The sequence below is a fragment of the Arthrobacter sp. CDRTa11 genome, assembly GCF_026427775.1.
Classification (GTDB): Bacteria; Actinomycetota; Actinomycetes; order Actinomycetales; family Micrococcaceae; genus Arthrobacter.
Genome location: NZ_CP044532.1, coordinates 4,061,178 through 4,082,667 on the forward strand (window position 1 = coordinate 4,061,178; position 21,490 = coordinate 4,082,667).

The following is a 21,490-nucleotide window of genomic DNA, read 5'->3' on the forward strand; positions in this document are numbered from 1 at the left end:
TGCTACGGCAGCTGCGGGTCCACGCCGTAGTGCTTGGCCAGGTCCGTGATGACCGAGTGGGCACCCTGGATGCTGACGGACGCAAGGAAGGTTCCGTCGTCGACGTTCTTGACCTCGCCGGTGAGGCGCTGCCAAAGCGGGTTGGACTGGAACTTTTCCTGCTGCGCGCGGGTTTTGTCGCCTTCGGCGCCGGGAGGCGTGAACGCACTGACCATCACCAGGCCGGCGTCGCCCTGGAGGATCTGCTCGGCCGAGAGCGGCACGAAGATTTCCTTCTCGCTGTCCGGAGCGTCCTTGGGCCGCGGGATCTTCATGTCGGTCATGATCTCGCCGATGAAGGAGTTTGAGGAGTAGAGGCGTGCTGTGTCCCCGCCGGTGAAGCGGACCAGGGAGTAGGTCGCGTCCGGCTTCTTCTTGAGGATTTCGGCTCCGACCTTCTGGGCGCGCTCCTCGTAGGCCTTGACCAGTTCCTCGGCCTTGGCCTTCTTGCCCAATGCCTCGCCCAGGAAGACAACGTTCTCTTTCCAGGTGGGGCCGGTGCTGACGGAGAAGATGGTGGGGGCGATCTTGGACAGCTGCGGGTAGAGCGCCTCGTGGCGGACCTTCGCCGAAACGATCAGGTCCGGTTCCAGCTCAAGGATCTTTTCCAGGTTGGGCTCGGCCAGGGTGCCCACATTGACGGAGTCTTTGGTGGCGTCTTTAACGTCCCCGAGGTAGGGGGCGAAGGGAGACTTCGGGTCCTGGCGGTACTGGACGTAGCCCACCAGGTCGGCGCCCAGCAGGAGTGCGGCGTCGATGTAGCTCGGGTCCAGCGCAACGACGCGCTTGGGCACGGCGTCAATGGTGGTGGTGCCCATGGTGTGCTCCATGGTCAGCGGGAAGCCTGCTGATTCCGCGGCGGTTGTTTCAGTGGTTTCTGTGGAGGCGGCCGGGGCGCCGCAGGCCGCGGTGGCCAGAAGGGCCATGCCGGCGGTAACAGCACTGAGCTGCTTGAGGATGCGAGTTTTCACGGTGTCACTTTCAAAAACGATGACGGGGAGATGACTTCTTAGGCAAGGCTTACCTGCGTCTGCCGTAGACTGTAGCAGGATTTTGCCAAATAGCTCACAAAGGCATGACGTAATAGAAGGACCCTGTGAAGACGATGGATCCGGCCTTGGCCTCCGCCCCGCGGGCGCATGGTGGAACGGCCCCGGGAGGCCAGCGGGCCGGGTCGCTGCGGCCTGGCTCGCGGCCTGGTGCCCCTCAGCCTGGTGTCGGGCGGCCCGGTTCGCGGAGGCCCACCATGAGGTGGCTGGCAGTTTCAGTAGCGGCCATGCTCGCGGCTGCCGGCCTGAGTATCTGCATCGGCGGGCAGCCCTCCTCCCTGCAGGACGTCTGGCATGCTGTCTTCACGCCCGACGGCAGCGTCATGGACGTCACCATCCGCGAACTGCGCTGGCCGCGTACCGTGCTGGCCGTGTGCGCAGGAATCTGCCTGGGCCTGGCCGGAACCCTGGTCCAGGGGCACACCCGCAACCCGGTTGCTGATCCCGGCCTTCTTGGCATCAACCATGGCGCCGCCCTGGCCATCGTCGCGGCCACCGCCCTGGCCGGCGAGCAGCCGGGACTGACGCAGGCATTGCTGGCGTTCGCGGGGGCACTGGCCGCCAGTGTCCTGGTGTTTATGATCGGCTCCGCGGCCCGCCACGGCTCCACACCTGTGACCCTGGTGCTGGCCGGAGCCGCCGTGACAGCGCTCTGCTCCGGACTGGTGGCGGGCATCGTCCTGCTCAACGACCAGGCTCTGGATACACTGCGGTTCTGGCAGGTGGGATCACTGGCCGGGCGCAGCGACATTCTTTCCATGATCTGGCCCTTTGTGGCCGCCGGAGTGGTGATGGCGCTGCTGAACATCCGGCCCCTGAACGCGCTGGCTTTGGGAGCAGACACCGCCACGTCACTGGGCATCTCGGTTTTCCGGGCACGGGCGGCAGGCATAGCCGCGATCACCCTGCTGGCAGGCTCAGCGGTGACCATGGCCGGGCCCATTGCCTTCGCCGGACTCCTGGTTCCGCACATCACCCGGGCCATGACAGGCCCTGACTACCGGTGGCTGATCCCGCTCTCCGCCCTGACCGGCGCCACCGTACTGCTTCTTGCGGATACGGCCGGCCGCGTGATCTCGCGGCCCGGAGAACTGTCGGTGGGCGTGGTCCTGGCCGTGGTGGGTGCCCCCTTCTTTGTCCATCTGGCCCGCCGGCGCAGGCTGGCCACGCTGTGACCGCCCTCCAGCAGAAGCCGCGGCAACAGCCCAGGACCGGCGCTGCCACCATTCGTGCCCTGCGCGTAGGCCCGGTGTCCATCCGCCTGAACTTCCGCGTGATGGTGGTGGCCGCCGTCTTGGCCGCCGCCCTGGTGGCCGCGATGGCCCTCCACATAGCCTTCGGCGGAACACCACTGGCTTACCCGGACGTTCTCCGTGCACTCCTGGGCGACGCCTCCAGTCCACGGGTCCACCTCGCCGTCACCGAGTTCCGCGCCCCGCGCATGGTTGCCGCCGTCGTAGTCGGTGCGGCGCTCGCTGCCGCGGGAGCCATCACCCAGACGGTGGCACGCAATCCCCTGGCCAGCCCCGACCTCCTGGGCGTGACCACCGGCGCGTCCCTGGGCGCCGTCACCGTACTGGTGGTGGCCGGTGGCGGCCACGCCGGACTCAGCGGCCTGGCCGCTACAGTCGGGATGCCGGTGGCCGCGTTCGCCGCAGGAATCATCAGCGGCGTGGCTGTCTACCTGCTGGCCTACCGCCGCGGGCTGGACAGTTACCGCCTGGTCCTGGCTGGCCTGGGTATCTCCGGCCTGGCCGCGAGCCTCACCACCTGGATCCTCACGCTTGGGGACGTCACCAGCGCCGCCCAGGCCCTGACCTGGATGATGGGATCGCTGAACGGCAAGGACTGGGCCACCGTCCAGCCCATGGCCGTGAGCGCCGCCGTCCTCCTGGTTGCCGCGGTGCTGAGCGGGCGCTGGCTGCTGCTGACCAGCCTCGGCGAGGACACCGCCGTCGGGCTCGGAGCGCGCATTGGCGCGGTGCGCCTGACAGCCCTGACCATCGCGGTGCTGCTCGCATCGGTGGCCACTGTCACCGCGGGGCCTGTGGCGTTCGTTGCCCTGGCCAGCCCCCAGATCGCCCGATCCCTGACCGCCAATGTGGTTCCTCCCGTGGGAGTCTCCGCGCTGGTGGGTGCGGTGTTTGTCCTGCTCGCGGACACCGTCTCAGCCAACGTGCTCAGCGCGCCGCTGCCCGTGGGCGTGGCCACCGCCGTCGTCGGGGCGCCGTTCCTGATCCATCTGATCCTGAAGTACCAGCGGAGGCTGAGTTGAACACCACCACAGAACTGCATGAGGGGCTGAGGGCGGAAAACCTGACGCTGGGCTACGACGGCCGGGACATCATCAAGGACCTGTCCCTGACCATCCCGGAGGCACAGGTGACCTCCATCATCGGCCCGAACGGCTGTGGCAAGTCCACGCTGCTCCGCGGCCTGGGCCGGCTGCTCGCGCCGCGCTCCGGCGCTGTTTTCCTGGATGGCGCCGCGCTGTCCAGCCAGTCCAGCCGCCAGATAGCCACCAGAATCAGCATCCTGCCACAGACGCCCACGGCGCCTTCCGGGCTCACCGTGGCGGATCTCGTCTCGCGCGGCCGGCACCCCCGGCAGAAGTGGTACCAGCAGTTCTCCCCCGCCGATCAATCCGTCGTCGAGGACGCCCTCGTGGCAACGGACATCGCCGACCTGGCCGACAGTCCCCTGGAGGACCTCTCGGGCGGGCAGCGGCAGCGGGCCTGGATTTCCATGACGCTGGCCCAGGAAACGGGCATCCTGCTCCTTGATGAGCCCACCACCTACCTGGACCTCGCGCATCAGGTGGACGTCCTGGAACTGGTGCGCAGGCTGAACCGCGAGCACCACCGGACCGTGGTGATGGTGCTGCACGACATCTCCCTGGCGGCCCGCTACTCCGACCACATGGTGGCTATGAAGGACGGCAGCATCATCACCCAGGGGACGCCGGAGCAGGTGGTGACGCCCGGCCTGCTCAAGGACGTGTTCGGCCTGGACGCCCACGTGGTTGCCGAACCCACCGACGGCAGGCCCCACGTCATCCCGCTGGGGACCCCCGCCACGGCCGCCGCCGTTTCCTCCTCCTAAACGCTCTCTCAGATCCTGCACGTTTTTCTGCGACGCTCTCTCAGATCCTGCAGGTTTTTCTGCGACGCTCTCTCACATCCTGCAGGTTTTTCTGCGACGCTCGCTCACATCCTGCATTGCGTGCCGCCCTTCAGTCCCAAAAGTGAGAGAGCGTCGCGCCAAATAGCGCGAAAGGTGAGAGAGCGTCGGCCCAAACAGCGCGAAAGGTGAGAGAGCGTCGGCCCAAACAGCGCGAAAGGTGAGAGAGCGTTTCGACGGCGGCGCGCGCAGCTTCGCGTGTTAAGTTGAAAGTGCGGGACCAGCCCGGTTCCGCGTACCAGCTGGAAAGAGAAGCTCCTTGGAATCGCCTTCCCCTGCCCCCGAGCACGTACGCATCCTGACCGTCTGCACGGGCAACATCTGCCGCTCCCCCGTGGCTGAACGGCTGCTCCAGGCGGGACTGGACCAGGTGCTCCCCGGCGGTTTTGTGGTGGCCAGCGCCGGAACCCGTGCCATGGTGGGCGACCCCATGCAGCCGCCGTCCGCGGACATTGTGCGTACGTTCGGCGGCAATCCCCAGGAGTTTGCCGCCCGGCAGCTGACCGGCAAGATCCTGCGCGGCGTGGACCTGGTGCTCACCATGACGTCCGGCCACCGCGGCGAGGTTCTCCAGCTGGACGCGTCGCTGCTGAAACGCACTTTTACCATCCGTGAATTCGCCCGGATGCTGGACGTGCTGGATGAACGGGATCCGGCGCCTCAGGGTCCGGCCGGTGATCCCCTGGCAGCCAACACAGCCTTCTGGCGGGGCCTTCCGGCGCGTGCGGCAGCTGTCCGCCACCTGTCCCTGCCGGCGGACTCCTCCGAGAACGACATCATCGACCCCTACCGCCGCGGACCTGAAACCTACCGTCAGATGGAGGATGAACTGGCCCCCGCGATCGTCTCCATCCTGCGCCACGCGAGGCTGAACGCTCCCTCCTGACTGGGCCCGCCGCCGTCGTTCTGGTACTGCGGTTTTTTGTGCGGCTTTTCTGCGGATTCCCCCGATGTAACGCCTCAGCGCCGGTGCTAATTTTCGGAAATGGCCACCGCGTCCGAGCATCCCGCTGCTGTCTTTACCGGCTCAGCCTCCCCCGGCACAGCTGCTTCCGGCGCGACTGGCGCGTCACCCGGGTTATCTCCAACCGCCCGTCCCGGCCGGCGCCGGCGCCCCCTGCGCACCTTCCTCCTGGTCCTGCTTGCCCTGGTGATCCTGATTCCGGCGTCGGCCGGCGTCTACCTGATGAACCTCGGCCGGATCTACGATTCCGAAGTCACCACCATCGAGAACCCCTTCCCCGACGAAGCAACCCGGCCCAAGGCGCCCATCGCGAATGGCGCGGCCCCCGGCGCGGCCGGTGTTCCGGGAACTGCTGCGGGCGGCACAAACAACGCCGGAGGCGGAACCGGATCCGTGAACATCCTGGTGATGGGCAGCGACAGCCGCGGCGCCACCACTGAAGAAGCCGCGGCCGGCGCGGGATCCAACCAGCGGGCGGACACGCTCATGCTGGTCCACATCCCCGCCGACCGCGCCAACATCTACTCCATCTCCCTGATGCGGGACCTCTGGGTGGGCATCCCTGACCACGGGCAGGCCAAGATCAACGCGGCACTGGCCTACGGCGGCATCCCGCTGATGGTGCAGACCGTGGAATCGATCTTTGGCCAACGGATCGACCACGTGGCCCTGGTGGACTTCGAAGGTTTTGTTGGACTCACTGACGCCTTGGGCGGAGTGGAAGTGGATATCGCCGCGGGGTTCACTTCGTCCCACGGCCAGGATACCTTCCAGGCCGGGAGGAACACCCTGGACGGCGAGCGTGCCCTGGCGTTCGTCCGCGAGCGCTACGCGTTCGCGGACGGCGACTACCAGAGGGTCCGCAACCAACAGGCCTTTGTGCGGGCGCTCCTGGCCAAGAACCTCAGCCCGGACACCCTCCTGAATCCGCTGAAGGTCCAGGGCGTTGTCGGTGCCATCGCGCCGTTCATCAGCGTGGATGAAGGGCTAGACGCCGCGGCCCTGGCGGGGCTGGCTGTGGAGCTGAAGGACGTACGGCCCAGCGACATGGTGATGTTCACGCTCCCGACGCTGGGCACGGGAACGTCCGCGGACGGGCAATCCATCGTCATCCCGGATACCGCTGCCATCGCCGCAATCGCCACATCGCTTTCCGATAACACCCTTGGCGACTATGTAGCGGGGAAGGGTCTGGAAGGCGGAAACTGATGCCATGGAGAGACAATGAGCGTCCCAGGTGGTTCCGACCCCATCGGTCCTGATTCATCCGGTTCCGGCCCCATCGGTCCTGATTCCAGAACCGCCGGGGCCGGTTCCGGTCCTTCCGCACCCAGTGCAGGGACGGCACGACGGCGGCGCATCATTGCCGCGCTTCTGGCCGTAGTGCTCGTGGCCGGCATCGCCGTCGCCGCCTTGCTGTTCAACCGCCCGGCGGACACGGCCACAAGCGTGGCCGCCGAAACCGTCCAGCCAACGGAAACCCCCACTCCCACGGAGACCACACCGCCGCCCGTCCCGGCCCCCGCTCCTCCGCCGCCGCCCGAGCCCATCCCGGAACTGCAGCCGGTGCCCATGAACATCCTCATCATCGGCAGCGACAGCCGCGGGAATGCCCGGGACGAGGCAGGCCATACGCTGGCCACCGGCCAGCAGTCCGACCACCGGGCGGACACCATCATGGTGGCCCACGTTCCGGCGGACCGGCGCAGCGTCCAGGTGGTCTCCATCATGCGGGACACGTGGGTGAACATCCCCGGCTACGGCGGTTCCAAGGTGAACACCAGCCTCCAGGTGGGCGGCACGCCCCTGGTGACGCGGACCGTGGAGTCCCTGCTCGGACTCCACATCGACCATACGATCATGCTGGATTTCAACGGATTCAGGGCCTTGATCGACGCCATGGGCGGGATCGACGTACAGGTTAACCTGCCGTTTCAGTCCACGCACGACACCGGGCACGTCTTCTCACAGGGCCTGAACAGGCTCAACGGGCAGGCTTCGCTGGAGTTCGTCCGGGAGCGGTACGCGTTCATCGACGGCGATTACCAAAGGGTGCGCAACCAGCAGGTTTTCCTGCAAGCACTGTTGGCGAAACTGACCCAGGGCGGCGCCTTAAACGACCCCAACGTGGTCCGGCACCTGGTGGCTCTTTCCGGGCCCTGGCTCACCCTCAACCAGGGCCATGATGCTCTGTCCGTGGCGATCCTCGCCTACGGCCTTCGAAACCTCGACTACAACGCCTGCACGTTCGTTACGCTGCCAACGGCCGGGGTGGGCACCATCGGCGGGGCGTCCGTGGTGCTGCCTGACTACGGCGGGATTAACGCCGTGGCCGCCGCCCTGAGGGAAGGGCGGCTGGCCCAGTATGCGGCGGGGCGCTGAGGACTGACGGGCGCTGAAGACTGGCGGGCTCTGAAGACTGCCGGGCACTGAGGCCAACAGGCGGGCCTTAACTGTCCGTTCGGGCTTCGGGCCTTAACTGTCCGTTCGGGCTTCGGGCTTACGCCACAGCGGCGCGGCGGCGGCGCAGCCTCCGCATCGTCCTGACCCTCAGGCGGCCCGCCGCGCCCATCAGCCTCATGGCCACGGCCCAATACGCGACGCCGACTGCCAGGGACAGGACAACTGCCAAAACAGGATGGCTGTCCTTCAGATCCGGGAACACCACCCAGTGCGTAACGTACGCGTACAGCGAGGCGCTGGCCAGCACGCCGAAGAGGCGGTGGAGGACCGAAGGCAGCGGGATGGCCGGAATCCACGCGAGCAGCAAGATCCCCACCAGGATGGTCCCTTCACGCCACGGGTTGTCGAAGTAGCCGTACAGGGCCAGTGCCCCCAGCGCGGACAGCGCCAGCCGCTGGCCAACGGTGCTCGCCCGCGCCAGGGCCCAGCCCAGGGCAAACAGCCAGAGGACCGGCCGGGTGTGCAGGATGTCCACGCCAAGCAGGTCATAACGGGCCAGCAGCCCGGCACCAACAAGTGCCACCGGGAACGCCAGCGGAAAGCGCCGCTCTGTCCGGTGCACCCACGGGATGGCCAGGAGCGCCATCACACCCACCAGTACGTACACCAGCACTTCGATGAACCAGAAGTGCCATGCGTCGGTCCAGCCGGCCGGGCCTATCATCGTGTTCAGCAGCAGCAGGTTGGCCGGCGTGTAGTGGAACTTGTCCGTCAGCAGCATGACCGCCCCGATAAACGCCACCGTGGGCACCACCAGCCGGGCCAGGCTGCGTACCTGGCGCCGGAGCCGCGGGATCCTGTCACCACCCAGCTGGAAGCGGGCAAAGTTGTAGCCGGCCAGGGCCATCAGCACATGCGCGGTGCCCGGCCACCTGATTATGTCCACGTGCGTGCTGATGATCATCACAATGGCCGCCGCGCGCAGCACGATCCCAGTCTCCAGCGGAGCGAAAATCCGCCAGGGGCTGCGCCGTGGCCGGGCGAGGGCCTGCAGGCCCCGGACGGGCGTGACGTGCCAGTCCGGAGGCAGGTGGCCAAGAACCTTCTCCAGGCTGACCGATGCGGCCACGTAGGACAGCGAGTCGCCTCCCAGCGAGACGAACGTGTCGTCGTCGCCGATGTCCTCAATCTCCAGCGCCTGCGCAAAAATCCTGCGGACGTCCGACGGCGGTGCTGCCGCAGCGGAGGCGGCGGCAGCACCGCCGTCGGCCACTTCCTGCCCCGGCGTCCGGGCAGCGCTTTTCGTTTCGTCCGTTTCGGGGACTTCCGCGAGGGCCAGGATGGACGGGTAATCGGTCTTGCCGGTGGCCAGGCGCGGCAGGCTGTCGACGGCGTGGACCTGCACGGCGGCGCGGGGCAGCCCCAGGTCCTGGGCGAGGGTCTTGGCCAGGAGCCGGGTGTCGTGGCTGCCCTCCACCGCTGCCACCAGCCTGTGGTCAGTGCCGGCGCAGGCGGCGTTCAATCCCATCTTTTGCAGGATCTTTTCCACCTGGCCAAGGTCGATGCGCAGGCCCACGATCTTGACGAACCGGCTTCTCCTGCCCACCACCTCGTACAGGCCGGCGTCCGACTGGCGGGCCAGGTCCCCCGTGCGCAGCTCGCTGATGGTGCGCCCGGCGGCCAGGTCCTCAGGCTTCTCGGCATAGCCGAGCATCACGTTCGGCCCGGTGTACACCAGCTCGCCGTCCTCCAGGCCGGGGACCGGATCGATGCGGAAGTCCCCGCCCGGGACCGGAACGCCGATGCTTCCCGGATGCTCCGCGGCGAGGTGCGGCGGCAGGTAGGCCATCCGTGCGGTGGCCTCCGTCTGGCCGTACATCACGTACAGGTCCCAGCCGCGCGCGCGTCCGGTCTCGGCATAGCGGACCACGGTTCCGGGATCCAGGCGGCCCCCGGCCTGTGTCATGTACCGCAGGTGCGGGAGCTCCATCTCCGTGAACCCCACGCGGTCCAGGAGCTCAAAGGTGTAGGGGACGGCGGCGAAGGACGTGGCTCGGCGGTTGCGGAACAGCTCCCAGAAGCAGGGATCCACCACCGACAGATCCGAGAGCACAATCCCCGCGCCGCGGAGCAGGTGGCTGTTGAGCACCGAGAGTCCGTAGCAGTAGTACATGGGCAGCGTGGTCATGGCCCGGTCGGCTTCACCGATGTTCAGGTATTCGGCAATGGATTCGGCGTTGGACTGCACATTCTGCTGGGAGAGCCGGACGAGTTTGGGCGAGCCCGTTGAGCCTGACGTGCTGAGCAAAAGGGCAAGATCCGGGTGCAGCTGGTGCCGGGTGCCGGGCCGTACTTCCTCCAGCAGCGGCTCACTGGCACTGGCTTCCGTCGGCCCCGTCCGGACGATGGCATCAGGATCATAGGCAGCCACCAACGAGGCCAGGGCGGCGTCGTTTCCGGCCGGCGCCAGGATCAGGGGGTGTCCGCCGGACAGGGCAGCCAGGTACGCCACCAGCGACCCCACGCTGTTGTCTGCCGCGAGCACCACCAGGCGGCGGACCGGGCCGAGCCGCTCGGCAAAGGAACCCACCCTGTGGGCGAGTTCCAGGTAGGAGATGGTCCGGCCGCCGGTCAGGAGGGCGGGACGGTCTCCGTGGCGGGCCAGATCAGCGGCAAAGGCTACCCGCGCAACTTCCAGGGACGAGTTCACTGGCTGAGTTTAGAGGCAAGGCTAACCTAACAACAAGTAGATTAACGGTTTGCAAAGGCTCACCGGGAGGTGCCGCCCCCTTGCTAGCCGCCGTCGGCCGTTATTTCCCCTTCCCAATGGGTAAGCCGCAAGTAACGTTCGGGTGCCTAAAGCGGCAGCCTGACGACGGGCAACATGGCGATGAGGCAGGTCTTTTGTGGAAAAGCATGGAATGACGCAGGCAGTCCGGGAAGCCGGGGCAGTGGAGCTTATCCTGATCCGCCATGGCCAAAGCGAAGGCAATGTTGCGGCGTCGGAGGCGCAGCAGGCAGGCGTTGAGGTGATCGACGTTCCGGCACGCGACGCCGACGTGACCTTGTCCACTACCGGGCAGGACCAGGCGGTGGCCGTGGGAAAGGCCCTTGCTGCCATCCCGGAAGACCGCCGGCCGGACGCCGTGGTGTCCTCCCCGTATGCCCGCGCGCACCAGACCGCCGAAATCGCCGTGGAGACAGCGGGCTGGCCCGTCCGTGTCCGGGTCGATGAACGGCTGCGGGACCGGGAGCTGGGAATCCTGGACATGCTGACGTGGCAGGGCGTGGAGAGGCGCTTCCCGGAGGAGGCTGAACGGCGGCGCTGGCTGGGCAAGTTCTACTACCGTCCGCCCGGCGGTGAATCCTGGACCGATGTGGCGCTCCGGCTGCGCTCGGTGCTTGACGAGCTGAACGGCCTGGGCATGGGGCACCGCGTGATGGTGGTGTGCCACGACGCCGTGATCCTGATCTTCCGGTACATCCTGGAAGGGATGACGGAGCGGGAAATCCTGGACCTCGCCGCCGGCACCGCCGTTCTGAACGGTTCGATCACCCGGTTTGTCCGCCCCGAAGGGAAAGGGCCGTGGACGCTCGAGGAGTTCAACCAGGCGGACCATCTCAGGGAGCAGGGTGTGGAAGTGACCGAGCACGCCGGGGACGCCAGTGTCCACCCGCAGTGAGGCCCCGGCCGCGCAGGTGACGCCGTCGCTGCTGCGCGACTGGCCACTGCCCTCCGCCGGTGAAGACAAGTATTCGCGCGGTGCCGTGCTGGTGATTGGCGGTGCCCGGAGTACCCCCGGCGCGGCCCTCCTGGCTGGCCGCGCCGCACTCCGGGCCGGGGCGGGAAAGCTCACGCTTGCCGTTGCCGAATCAGTCGCGGTCCAGCTGGCCGTGGCGCTCCCGGAAGCGGGCGTCACGGGGCTTCCGGAGACTGCCGAGGGGTCCATGCGGGCCTCCGGGCTTGAACGCATCGCGCCCGCCCTGGAATCCGCGGACGTGCTTCTGATCGGCCCCGGACTGGACGACGTGGACCTCGCGGTCGAGCTGCTCCGCGCGCTTTTGGGGAACGAGGCAGCGGGCGGTTCCGACGGCGCTTCCGGTTCCGACGGCGGCGCTTCCGGCGGCGGGCGGGGCGCCACCATTGTGCTGGACGCCTACGCCCTGGGTGCCCTGCCCAAAATCAAGTCGGAGCTGACCCCCTGGAGGGGACGGCTAATCCTCACGCCGAACCCCACGGAGGCGGAAATCCTGTTGGGCCGGGACCTGGCGAACCTGGAGGATGACGTGGCGGAGATTGCTGACACGTACCAGGCAGTGGTCAGCTGCCAGGGTTGCATCGCGCGGCCGGCCGGCAGCAAGGCGCCCGAGGACCCGGAGCGTTGGCAGATCACCACCGGGTTCGGCGGGCTGGGAACCTCCGGGAGCGGGGACATCCTGGCAGGGGCTATTGCCGGTCTTCGTGCCCGTGGCGCCACCGACGCCCAGGCAGCCTGCTGGGGCACCCACCTCCATGCCGCGGCGGCGGACCGCCTGGCCAGCAGGATGGGACCCCTCGGATTCCTGGCGCACGAGCTAGCCGACGAACTGCCGGCCCTCATGATGGAGCTCAACACCTAAGCGGGGGGTTCTGTTGGGGCCCCCCTCCCCCCAACTGGGTAGCAGCAAGTGTCGTTTTGCGGCTCCAAAACGACACTTGCTGCTACCTACTTTGAGGGGAAGCTCAGTGGACCTGCGGCGGGCATGGGATGACCCCCGGCACTGCCGGGGGCCACCGTTTCGGAAGGAGCAGTCGCTTCGCTGCCGATGCGCCAAAGGCGCTGTGGCGTGCATCAAATAGCTAGTCGCCCAAGAGGCAGCCAACAATGGCGTCCGAACCTTCCGGCCTTGTGTTGAAACTAGGCGGCAATCTGATGATGTGCCTCCTTCGTTTCAATCTCGATCTTGCGCGGCTTGGCCTTCTCGGTGACAGGAATCCGCAGAGTCAGGACACCGGCGTCGTACGTTGCCTTCACGTTCTCGGCATCCAGGGCCTCACCCAGGACCAGCTGGCGGCTAAAGACGCCGCGCGGCCGCTCCGAGACGATCATTTCGGTGTCCTTCCCCACAGGAGCCGGCCGCTCAGCCTTCACCGTCAGGACGTTCCGTTCCACATCCAGATCAACTGAATCCGCATTTACACCGGGCAGATCAAAGGCCACCACAAATTCCTGGTCCTCCCGCCACGCGTCCACAGGCATCGCAGCCGGACGCGCCGCCGTGCCGAGGACCTGCTGGGCCAGCCTGTCCAGCTCACGGAACGGATCGGTTCGCATCAACATGGCTTCCCTCCTCGAAAGAGACGTCCAACACTTTTCCTACCAGCTGATCTATATCAGCTGATATAGATTTTTTAGCACTGGCGGCAGCAGGATGCAAGCGGTTTGGAACGGAAAATTTAGCCGAACGCGGTTAGGGGTCTTGGCTAATGCTAAGCATGCTTAGGATAATTAACGTGTCGGCATTTAGGGGAAGCAGGCGGCCGCTGTACCGCCTTCGATGATTGGGAGAATCACAATGTCCATCAAGGCACGCGACATCATGAGCGGCGGCGTGGAATGCGTCGGTGAGAACGAAACGCTGGAGCAGGCAGCGCGGAAAATGAAGGACCTCGACGTCGGCTCGCTGCCGATCTGCGGTGAGGACAATAGGCTAAAGGGGATGATCACGGACCGCGACATTGTGATTAAATGCCTCGCCGACGGCGGTGATCCCCGCACTGCCACGGCCGGCCAGTTCGGCCAAGGCAAGCCCGTGACCATCGGTGCGGACGACTCCATCGAAGAAGCCATCCGCACCATGCAGGAGCACCAGGTCCGCCGCCTGCCCGTGATCGATGGCCACGACCTGGTGGGCATCCTGAGCCAGGGTGACATCGCGCGCAACTACCCGGAGGACCGGGTGGGCGAACTGGTGGAGTTTATTTCGTACTGACCGGCCGGTTGGCGGTCAGCTCTATCAGCGTCCTAGCTGCGGGTCGGGTCCGGCCGCAGTGGTTCCGGCCCCGGATCCGGAACCGGCAATGGGCCGGGAGGTTCCGGCGTCGGAACCGGGCTGGGCCGCGCAGGGCCGGGATGGCCCGGTGAGGTGGGGTCGGGGCTGAAAGGATCCGGGCCCGGTTCCGGCGGGAACGGCTCGGGTTCGTGCACTGGCGGGATGGTCATAGGATTCCCCTCTCAGGCTGGGCGGATGTTCTCTCGCGTGATCAGGATACGCCTGCGCCCATTTCGGAACTAGGCTCACACCTTCCCCAAGAGCCCGTTGGTGAGGGAGAGCGTCTGGGAAGTGGGGGTGAGCTCCCCCGGTAGCGAACGCCGCCCCGATTGTCTGCACGGGTCTATATATTGAGGGGATGACCCAGACTCCGCTGCAGGATTCCGCCAACGCGTCCGCTGCCACTGTTTCCGCCGATTCTGCCCGGCCGCCCGTCGCCAAGAGGGTCCCGGGCGAGCGCACCCACCACGGCGAGACATTCGTGGACAACTATGAATGGCTGCGGGAGAAGGAGTCCCCGGAGGTAGTGGAGCACCTCAGGGCAGAAAATGCGTACCAGGAGGCCGTCACAGCCCACCAGGAACCGTTGCGCGAGGCCATTTTCCAGGAGATCAAGGGCCGCACTCAGGAAACTGACTTGTCTGTCCCCAGCCGAAAGGACGGCTGGTGGTACTTCAGCCGTTCCGCCGAAGGTAAGGAGTACGGAATCCAGTGCCGCGTCCGCGCCCAGGACACCGGAAACCCCGTGGCTGACTGGACTCCGCCGGCAGTGGAGGCCGGCGTCGAGATCCCTGGCGAGGAAGTGCTGCTGGACGGGAACGTTGAGGCGGAAGGCAAGCCATTCTTCTCCGTGGGCGGTTCCGCCGTCACCATAGACGGCAACCTGTACGCGTACGCCGTGGACAACGCCGGCGATGAACGCTTCACGCTCCGGATCAAGGACCTCCGCACCGGGGAGCTGCTGCCGGACGTCATCGAGAACATCTTCTACGGCGTCTCCTTCTCCCCTGACGGCACTCGCATTTTCTACACGGTGGTGGACGATTCGTGGCGGCCGTACCAGGTCAAGTCCCACGTCCTGGGCACGCCCGTCGCCGACGACGTGGTGATTTACCAGGAGGACGACGTCGCCATGTGGCTGGGCTTTGAGCTCTCCGGTGACCGGCGCCACCTGGTCCTGGGCATCGGCTGCTCCGAATACAGCGAGACCCGCCTGATGCGGTTCGACGACCCCGACGGCGCCCTCACCACGGTGATTTCGCGGGACCAGCGTGTCCTTTACGAGGCCGAGCCTTTCCTGCTGACCGGCCCCGACGGCGAAAAATCCGAACGGATCCTGCTGACCCACAACCGGGGTGCCATCAACTCCATGGTGTCCCTGGTGGACCCGGCCGAACTCAGCAAGCCGCTGGCGGAGCAGCACTGGGACACCGTCGTCGGGCATTCCGATGATGTCCGCGTGAACGGCGCGGGCGTCACGTCCACGCATGTAGTGGTGTCTATCCGGAAGGACACCATCGAGCGTGTTCAGGTGCTGGGCCTGAACGGCCTGGGAACTGCCGCGCAGGAGGCCCCGGTGGAGCCGGCGTTCGACGAGGAGCTCTACACCGCAGGCGTTGGCGGCTCCGACTACCAGGCCCCGGTGATCCGGCTCGGCTACACCTCCTACTTCACGCCGTCGCGCGTGTACGACTTTGTGCTGCCCACGCCGGAAAAGCCTGCTGGCGAACTGCTGCTGCGCAAGGAAAGCCCTGTGCTGGGCGGCTACGACGGCAACGACTACGTGGCCAGCCGGGAATGGGCTGAAGCCCAGGACGGCACCAGGATCCCGCTGTCAGTACTGCGGCATAAGGCGGTCAAACAGGATTCGACGGCGGCGGGCCTGGTGTACGGCTACGGCTCCTACGAGCTGAGCATGGACCCCGGCTTCGGGATCGCCAGGCTGTCGCTGCTGGACCGCGGGGTGGTGTTTGTCATCGCCCACATCCGCGGCGGCGGCGAGCTGGGGCGGCACTGGTATGAGGACGGCAAGAAGCTCAGCAAAAAGAACACGTTCACCGATTTTGTGGCGGCCACTGACTGGCTGGCCGGCTCAGGCTGGGTGGACCCGGCCAGGATTGCCGCCATGGGAGGCTCCGCCGGCGGACTGCTGGTGGGAGCCGTGGCCAATCTGGCTCCGGAAAAGTACGCCGCCGTGCTGGCACAGGTCCCTTTCGTGGATCCGCTCACCACCATCCTGGACCCGGACCTTCCGCTGTCCGCACTGGAGTGGGAGGAATGGGGCAACCCCATTACGGACCCGGCGGTTTATGCCTACATGAAGTCCTACTCGCCCTATGAGAATGTCCGCGACGCGGCCTACCCCAAGATGGCCGCGGTGACGTCCTTCAACGACACCCGGGTGCTTTATGTGGAGCCGGCCAAATGGGTCCAGGAACTGCGCAACAAAACCACCGGGAACCAGCCCGTCCTGATGAAGATCGAGATGGATGGCGGCCACGGCGGAGCCTCCGGCCGTTACGTCCAGTGGCGCGAACGTGCCTGGGACTACGCGTTCATCGCCGATTCCCTGGGCGCCACCGAACTGCTGCCGGGAGCGGGCCTGAAGTAACGCACCACGCCCGGGTTAGGCGCCGTCACAGGGAATTCCCAAAAAAGCTAATCATGCTTACTATTGTCTGGCGCTGGGCTGCCCGCTGGGGGCAGGCCAACCCGCGCTTGAACTGGAGGTTGCGTGAGCATGGAGCAGGAAAAGCGTCCCCTGACTAACGAAGAACTGATGGCGGAGCAGACCACCGCGCTTCCGGACAAGGAAGTTGCCTCGGTCCTGGACCTGAATGCTGATCTGGATCTGGGCATCGATGCGGCCGCGCCAATCGATCTGGCCGTGGCGGCAAACGCGAACGTGGCGGCACCCATCGACGCCGCGGCCTCCGCCAACATTCTGTCCTTCGGTTCCGAGGCCCAGGCCCTGGCAGACCAGGGCGTGATCATCGAGCAGGGCATTGTGGCGGATGCGACGGCGGCGTCCACGCAGGACAGCACCATCAGCCAGGGCAACGACACAGTAGACAGTGGCGAACCCGCGGCCGGAACCGAGGGGAGCCTCCTGCCCGACGGAACGGCGCCTGATGCAACACTGCCGGACGTCGGCGCGCTGCCGGTTGATCCCGCAGCCGCACTGGACGGGGACCTGCTGAACGTCAACGTTGACGTCGCTGCCGACGCTGACATCGCGGCGCCCATCAACGGCGCGGTGGCTGCCAATGCGAATGTTGCAGCCCCCATCGACGCCGCAGTCGCGGCGAACATCGGCTCCATCGGAAGCCAGGCCTTCGCCGTTGCCGAGCAGGACGCGATGATTTCCCAGCACATCGAGGGTGAGGCTACAGCCACGGCCGACCAGCAGTCCGATCTCGAACAGTAAGCACAGATGACTACCGCGAACGGCGGGCCGAGCTCCCAGGCAGGCCCGCCGTCGTCCGCTGTGGGCGTTGACGGCAGCCAGCCGCAGGTGCCCCTCCGCGCTGATGGGATTCAGCTCATCGGCCGGTCGCAGGGTTCCGGTTACCGCGAGGCTCCTTCGCTGGTCCGCCGCGCTGACGGTCAGACCCTTCAGCTGACCCCGCTTCTCTACGCCGTGCTGGAGGCGGCCGACGGGAGCCGTGGGGTTGAGGAGATTGCAGATCATGCAAGCGCCGTCTCCGGCAGGCTGGTCAGCGGGGACAACGTACGCACGCTCATCGATTCCCAGCTGCTTCCGATGGGCATGCTCCGGCTTGCGGACGGTTCCCAGCCCGAGGTGAAGAAATCCGATCCGCTGCTGGCGATGCGCTTCCGCTACACAGTGACGGATCCCGAACGGACGCGAAGGATCACGGCACCGTTCGCGGCCCTGTTCAACCCGCTGATCGTGGTGGCGGTCACCGCCGCGTTCCTGGCCGCCTGCTGGTGGGTCCTGATGGAGAAGGGCCTGGGCTCTGCCACGCACGAGGCGTTCGAGAACCCGGCCCTGCTCCTGCTGATCTTTCTGATCACGCTGCTCTCCGCGGGATTCCACGAGTTCGGGCACGCTGCAGGAGCACGGAAGGGCGGGGCGACCCCCGGCGCGATGGGCGTGGGCCTCTACCTGATCTGGCCGGCGTTCTACACGGACGTCACCGATTCCTATCGCCTGGGCAAAGCAGGCAGGCTCCGCACCGATGTGGGCGGCCTGTACTTCAACGCCATCATTGCGGTAGCCATCATGGGCATCTGGATGGCGACAGGCTTTGACGCCCTCCTGCTGGTGGTGGTCACCCAGATACTGCAGATGGTCCGGCAACTGTTGCCCCTGGTCCGCTTTGACGGCTATCACATCCTGGCCGACGCCACAGGCGTGCCGGATCTCTTCCAGCGCATCGGGCCCACACTCCTGGGACTCCTGCCGTGGCGGAGGGGCAATAATGAAGCCGGGGTTCTCAAGCCGTGGGTACGTGCCGTGGTGACCCTCTGGGTTCTGGTCACCGTGCCCCTGCTGCTGGTCACCATGACGCTGATGGTGATCTCACTGCCCCGGCTGATGGGAACAGCGTGGGCCAGTGCCGCCAAGCAGCAGTCCCTGCTGGCCGAAAGCCTGTCCGCGGGCGACCTGCCCGGTGCCGCCGTGCGCGCGCTGGCGATTGCCGCCGTCGCCCTTCCCATGGCGGGCATCGTGTACATCCTGCTGCGGGTCCTGAAGCAGCTGACAACCGTTACGTGGCGGAAGACGCGGGGCAACGTCCTGCGGCGCGGCGCCGCGATGGCGGCCATTGCCGCCATGCTTGCCGGCCTTGCCTGGGCGTGGTGGCCCGACGGCGGGACGTACCGCCCGGTCCAGCCGTATGAACGCGGAACGCTGGCAGACGTCACCACATCGGTGTTTCCGCAGTCCGGCGGCATCCTCGGGGAAGGCCAGTCCGGCAGCACGGTTGCCCTTTGGCCTGCCGGAACAGCAATGCCCACCCGCGAGCAGCCCCAGCTGAGCATGGTGCTGATACCCACGGGCAGTGCCACCACTGAGGCCGGTGCTCCCTCCGGGCTGACCTCATCAGAAGGCGGCCCCGCGCCGTCCTGGGTCTTTCCCTTCGACCGGCCCGAGGGTCCTCAACCGGACGGCAACCAGGCGCTGGCGGTAACCACGAGGGACGGCTCGGTTACCTACAGCGTGGCCTTTGCCCTGGTCTGGGCCGACGACGGGGAGCCCGTTGACGCCAGGAACGAGGCCTATGCGTTTGCCAGCTGCGCAGGCTGCGCCGCCGTGGCCGTGGGATTCCAGGTAGTGCTCATTTTGGGCCAGGCGGATGTGGTTGTTCCGGAGAACCTGTCAGCCGCAGCAAACTACAACTGCTTCGAATGCCTCACCTACGCGCTGGCCAGCCAGCTGGTCATCACCCTGGACGGACCGTTGAGTGATGCCGGCCAAGCCAGGCTGGCGGCACTCTGGGCAGAGATCGCTGAGTACGGCCGGAACATCCGCAGCGTTCCGCTCTCCGACATCCAGTCCCGGCTTGCCGCGTACAAAGAGCAGATTGTTGCCATTGTCCAGGCAGATCCCAGTGCCGCCAGGTCCGGAACGTCCACGTCCATGGGGACTGCCAGCCCGGGGCCAAACGGCGGCGCCTTGCCTTCCGGCTCCACCGGCCCAGCAACAGCGCCCGCGCCCGCGGGAACAGCGCCCACAGGAACGGCGCCCGCCACCGGCCTGCCCAGCCAGCCTGCGCCGACAGCCGGTTCCACCACGGTTCCGGCCACCCCTGCGCCCGCGGAGACGGCCGTGCCGGGATCCCAAGCAACTAGCCCAGTGGCTGAACCGCTTCCCAGCACGCCCCCGGGCTAGGTGCGGCAGGCGTCGGTTGTGAGACAGGTGAGCTCAACCGGCGTCCCGTCCGTACTCGGGGTGCTCCGCCAGCAGCTCGGCCAGGGTTTCAAGGTTGGCGCGGACCGTCCGGGCCTGTGCCTTCTCCACGAGGGGGTCCGCCAGCTTCCCGAAGATCCCGCCGAGCCCGGAATCCGCATCAATCCGGAAGGTCAGGCGGGTACCGTCGCCCTCCGGTTCCAGGGAGTTGGTGATGGTGAAATTCATCTTCCCTTCAATGGAGCGGGCCACCGTCTTCCGCGGCGGATCGAAGTCGATGTTTTCGGCCACCCAGTCGAAATGCCGACCCATGACCTTGCTGGTGCCCCGTACCCTGGTGCCTGGCCCCGGCGGACCCTCAGTGATCTGTTCGGTCCGAATCACCGAGGAATCCCAGACCGGGATGTTCTCGCTCCTGACCAGGAAATCAAAAACCTCCTGCGGCGGGCGGGCGATGAAGACACTCTCTTCTATGACGGGCATGGCGGCACTCCCTCTGACAGCCAGTTGCCGGCCCGGCTTGGCCGGCAGTAGCGTCATTTTGGCCCCCGTCCCGTGGGCAGTCAATGACTTCCGGAGCCAGCCGGGTCAGCACAATCAGCGCCCTGGCCAGGGACAACCAGACCACGTTGTCCGCCCACGTCGCCAACACGGGCTGAACGCATCCAGTTGCAGCCGGTTTGCCGCATGCGCTGCACCGTGTACATCAAAAGATGCCGCCTGCTATGTTCATTTAATGAATAAACTTGTCAACCAGAATGTCCTTCTGAAACCGGGATCCCAGACCGCATTGCGCAGCGCCAACCAGCAGCGCATCGTGGACGTACTCCAGGCCTCGGGGCAACTGTCCCAAGCCCAGCTGGCGCGAGAAACAGGCTTGGCGCCGGCAACAGTATCGAATATTGTTCGTGAACTCGTAGCAAAGAAGGTCCTGGCGACCACCAGCGCCGGCGGCGGCAAACGGCACGCTGTGCAGCTGGCCCAAAACGCCGGACTGGTGGCTGGAATCGATTACGGACACCGTCACCTGACCGTCGCAATCGCCGACATGGGGCACAACATCCTGTCCGAGCGGCGTGTGGAACTTGGCCCGGGGATCTCGGCAGACGAAGGGATCGGGATGGCAGCAAATCTGCTTGGCCAGGCACTCGATTCCATAGGTGAAAGCCTGGAGGCGGTGAGCGCCATTGGCATGGGCCTCCCCGCGCCGATAGATGCGCGTACAGGGAAAGTTGGCGGGCCTTCTATCCTGCCCGGCTGGGTCGGGGTTGATCCGGCGGCGCTTGCGTCGGAGCGGATCGGGCAGCGGGTTGTGGTGGACAACGACGCGAATCTCGGGGTCCTTGCTGAACATACGTGGGGAGCAGCTACCGGGATTGACAATGTTGCCTATCTGAAATTGTCCGAGGGTGTTGGGGCCGGGCTGATCCTTGGGGGACAGCTGTTCCGCGGCCCGGGCGGCACTGCAGGCGAGATTGGCCACACAACGATTGACGAGTTCGGGCCAGTGTGCAGATGCGGCAACCGGGGATGTCTTGAAACTATTGTGGCGGCCCGCTCCGTTATCGATCTCCTGGAACCACGCTATGGGCCCGGATTGTCCATCGCGGAAATTGTCCGTATGGCCAATGCCGGTGACCACGCCTGCAGCCGAATCCTTTCCGATACGGGACGGCAGGTCGGTGTGGCAATTGCGAACCTATGCAATCTTTTCAACCCGGACCTCGTCATTATCGGTGGTGAGCTCGCCCAGGCAGACGAATTGCTGCTCGCTCCCATCCGCGAAATGGTTCGCAGATGTGGAATCCCCAGCGCTGCCGCCCGTCTGGAAATCCGTCGAGCGGGGCTGGCCGACCGTTCCCACGTCTTGGGGGCCGTGGCATTGGGGCTCCTCGAGGCAACTCCTCAAATGGCATCGTAAAAGTCGAAGTACTTCACTAGTTGAAC

The 21,490-nt window shown here is 66.3% G+C and carries 17 protein-coding genes; 13 read left to right on the top strand and 4 right to left on the bottom strand.

The window, feature by feature from the left end; translation table 11 throughout:
* Nucleotides 1-2: 2 nt before the first annotated feature.
* Complete coding sequence (locus tag F8G81_RS18475; RefSeq protein ID WP_267276101.1) at nt 3-1,010, bottom strand: ABC transporter substrate-binding protein; 1,008 nt, start codon at nt 1,008-1,010, stop codon at nt 3-5.
* A 275-nt stretch (nt 1,011-1,285) separates the two neighbouring features.
* On the opposite strand from F8G81_RS18475, the gene F8G81_RS18480 reads away from it, so the two are divergent.
* From F8G81_RS18480 to F8G81_RS18505, 6 genes are all read left to right on the top strand, one after another.
* Nucleotides 1,286-2,263 (top strand): FecCD family ABC transporter permease, encoded by a 978-nt coding sequence (locus F8G81_RS18480; RefSeq protein WP_267276102.1) that lies wholly within the window; start codon nt 1,286-1,288, stop codon nt 2,261-2,263.
* Nucleotides 2,260-3,363, top strand: a complete 1,104-nt coding sequence (locus F8G81_RS18485; RefSeq protein ID WP_267276103.1) for a FecCD family ABC transporter permease — start codon at nt 2,260-2,262, stop codon at nt 3,361-3,363. The genes F8G81_RS18480 and F8G81_RS18485 overlap by 4 nt, the downstream gene beginning before the upstream one ends.
* Complete coding sequence (locus F8G81_RS18490; protein WP_267276104.1) at nt 3,360-4,190, top strand: ABC transporter ATP-binding protein; 831 nt, start codon at nt 3,360-3,362, stop codon at nt 4,188-4,190. The genes F8G81_RS18485 and F8G81_RS18490 overlap by 4 nt, the downstream gene beginning before the upstream one ends.
* A gap of 337 nt (nt 4,191-4,527) precedes the next feature.
* Nucleotides 4,528-5,154 carry a low molecular weight phosphatase family protein gene (locus F8G81_RS18495; RefSeq protein ID WP_267276105.1) on the top strand — a complete coding sequence of 209 codons (627 nt, stop codon included), beginning with the start codon at nt 4,528-4,530 and terminating at the stop codon, nt 5,152-5,154.
* A gap of 99 nt (nt 5,155-5,253) precedes the next feature.
* The gene (locus tag F8G81_RS18500) at nt 5,254-6,441 is read left to right on the top strand and encodes an LCP family protein (RefSeq protein WP_267276106.1); all 1,188 of its coding nucleotides are present in this window, start codon (nt 5,254-5,256) and stop codon (nt 6,439-6,441) included.
* 15 nt (nt 6,442-6,456) lie between these two features.
* The gene (locus F8G81_RS18505; RefSeq protein WP_267276107.1) at nt 6,457-7,614 is read left to right on the top strand and encodes an LCP family protein; all 1,158 of its coding nucleotides are present in this window, start codon (nt 6,457-6,459) and stop codon (nt 7,612-7,614) included.
* A 118-nt stretch (nt 7,615-7,732) separates the two neighbouring features.
* Here the strand turns inward: F8G81_RS18505 and F8G81_RS18510 are convergent, their stop codons facing one another.
* Nucleotides 7,733-10,345 carry an AMP-binding protein gene (locus tag F8G81_RS18510; RefSeq protein ID WP_267276108.1) on the bottom strand — a complete coding sequence of 871 codons (2,613 nt, stop codon included), beginning with the start codon at nt 10,343-10,345 and terminating at the stop codon, nt 7,733-7,735.
* A 211-nt stretch (nt 10,346-10,556) separates the two neighbouring features.
* Between F8G81_RS18510 and F8G81_RS18515 the strand changes: the two genes are divergently transcribed.
* Both F8G81_RS18515 and F8G81_RS18520 read left to right on the top strand, forming a co-directional pair.
* The gene (locus tag F8G81_RS18515; RefSeq protein ID WP_267276109.1) at nt 10,557-11,318 is read left to right on the top strand and encodes a histidine phosphatase family protein; all 762 of its coding nucleotides are present in this window, start codon (nt 10,557-10,559) and stop codon (nt 11,316-11,318) included.
* Complete coding sequence (locus F8G81_RS18520) at nt 11,302-12,255, top strand: ADP-dependent NAD(P)H-hydrate dehydratase (RefSeq protein WP_267276110.1); 954 nt, start codon at nt 11,302-11,304, stop codon at nt 12,253-12,255. Before F8G81_RS18515 ends, F8G81_RS18520 begins: the two co-directional genes overlap by 17 nt.
* A 278-nt stretch (nt 12,256-12,533) precedes the next feature.
* On the opposite strand, the gene F8G81_RS18525 is transcribed toward F8G81_RS18520, so the two are convergent.
* Nucleotides 12,534-12,956, bottom strand: coding sequence for an Hsp20/alpha crystallin family protein (locus tag F8G81_RS18525; protein WP_267276111.1), 423 nt, complete (start codon nt 12,954-12,956; stop codon nt 12,534-12,536).
* Nucleotides 12,957-13,191: 235 nt separating this feature from the next.
* Here F8G81_RS18525 and F8G81_RS18530 point away from each other — a divergent pair, with 235 nt between their 5' ends.
* The 4 genes from F8G81_RS18530 to F8G81_RS18545 all read left to right on the top strand — a co-directional run bounded on the left by F8G81_RS18530 (nt 13,192) and on the right by F8G81_RS18545 (nt 19,525).
* Nucleotides 13,192-13,608: a CBS domain-containing protein gene (locus F8G81_RS18530; RefSeq protein ID WP_267276112.1), complete on the top strand. Its 417-nt coding sequence runs from the start codon at nt 13,192-13,194 to the stop codon at nt 13,606-13,608.
* Nucleotides 13,609-14,026: 418 nt separating this feature from the next.
* Entirely contained in the window at nt 14,027-16,279 is a 2,253-nt protein-coding gene (locus tag F8G81_RS18535) for a S9 family peptidase (protein WP_267276113.1), read from the top strand.
* A 129-nt stretch (nt 16,280-16,408) separates the two neighbouring features.
* Entirely contained in the window at nt 16,409-17,095 is a 687-nt protein-coding gene (locus F8G81_RS18540; protein ID WP_267279285.1) for a peptidoglycan-binding protein, read from the top strand.
* A 6-nt stretch (nt 17,096-17,101) separates the two neighbouring features.
* Complete coding sequence (locus F8G81_RS18545; RefSeq protein WP_267276114.1) at nt 17,102-19,525, top strand: hypothetical protein; 2,424 nt, start codon at nt 17,102-17,104, stop codon at nt 19,523-19,525.
* 33 nt (nt 19,526-19,558) lie between these two features.
* Here F8G81_RS18545 and F8G81_RS18550 read toward each other — a convergent pair whose 3' ends face one another.
* Entirely contained in the window at nt 19,559-20,026 is a 468-nt protein-coding gene (locus tag F8G81_RS18550; protein ID WP_267276115.1) for an SRPBCC family protein, read from the bottom strand.
* A 253-nt stretch (nt 20,027-20,279) separates the two neighbouring features.
* Here F8G81_RS18550 and F8G81_RS18555 point away from each other — a divergent pair, with 253 nt between their 5' ends.
* A complete protein-coding gene (locus F8G81_RS18555; RefSeq protein ID WP_267276116.1) occupies nt 20,280-21,464 on the top strand; it encodes an ROK family transcriptional regulator in 1,185 nt (394 codons plus the stop codon).
* The last annotated feature ends 26 nt before the right edge of the window (nt 21,465-21,490 follow it).

Coding starts and splice junctions, on each gene's coding strand:
- F8G81_RS18480 (WP_267276102.1), top strand. CDS start 1,286: ATGAGGTGGCTGGCAGTTTCAGTAGCGGCCATGCTCGCGGCTGCCGGC.
- F8G81_RS18500 (WP_267276106.1), top strand. CDS start 5,254: ATGGCCACCGCGTCCGAGCATCCCGCTGCTGTCTTTACCGGCTCAGCC.
- F8G81_RS18505 (WP_267276107.1), top strand. CDS start 6,457: ATGAGCGTCCCAGGTGGTTCCGACCCCATCGGTCCTGATTCATCCGGT.
- F8G81_RS18515 (WP_267276109.1), top strand. CDS start 10,557: ATGACGCAGGCAGTCCGGGAAGCCGGGGCAGTGGAGCTTATCCTGATC.
- F8G81_RS18525 (WP_267276111.1), bottom strand. CDS start 12,956: ATGTTGATGCGAACCGATCCGTTCCGTGAGCTGGACAGGCTGGCCCAG.
- F8G81_RS18530 (WP_267276112.1), top strand. CDS start 13,192: ATGTCCATCAAGGCACGCGACATCATGAGCGGCGGCGTGGAATGCGTC.
- F8G81_RS18535 (WP_267276113.1), top strand. CDS start 14,027: ATGACCCAGACTCCGCTGCAGGATTCCGCCAACGCGTCCGCTGCCACT.
- F8G81_RS18540 (WP_267279285.1), top strand. CDS start 16,409: ATGGAGCAGGAAAAGCGTCCCCTGACTAACGAAGAACTGATGGCGGAG.
- F8G81_RS18545 (WP_267276114.1), top strand. CDS start 17,102: ATGACTACCGCGAACGGCGGGCCGAGCTCCCAGGCAGGCCCGCCGTCG.
- F8G81_RS18550 (WP_267276115.1), bottom strand. CDS start 20,026: ATGCCCGTCATAGAAGAGAGTGTCTTCATCGCCCGCCCGCCGCAGGAG.
- F8G81_RS18555 (WP_267276116.1), top strand. CDS start 20,280: ATGAATAAACTTGTCAACCAGAATGTCCTTCTGAAACCGGGATCCCAG.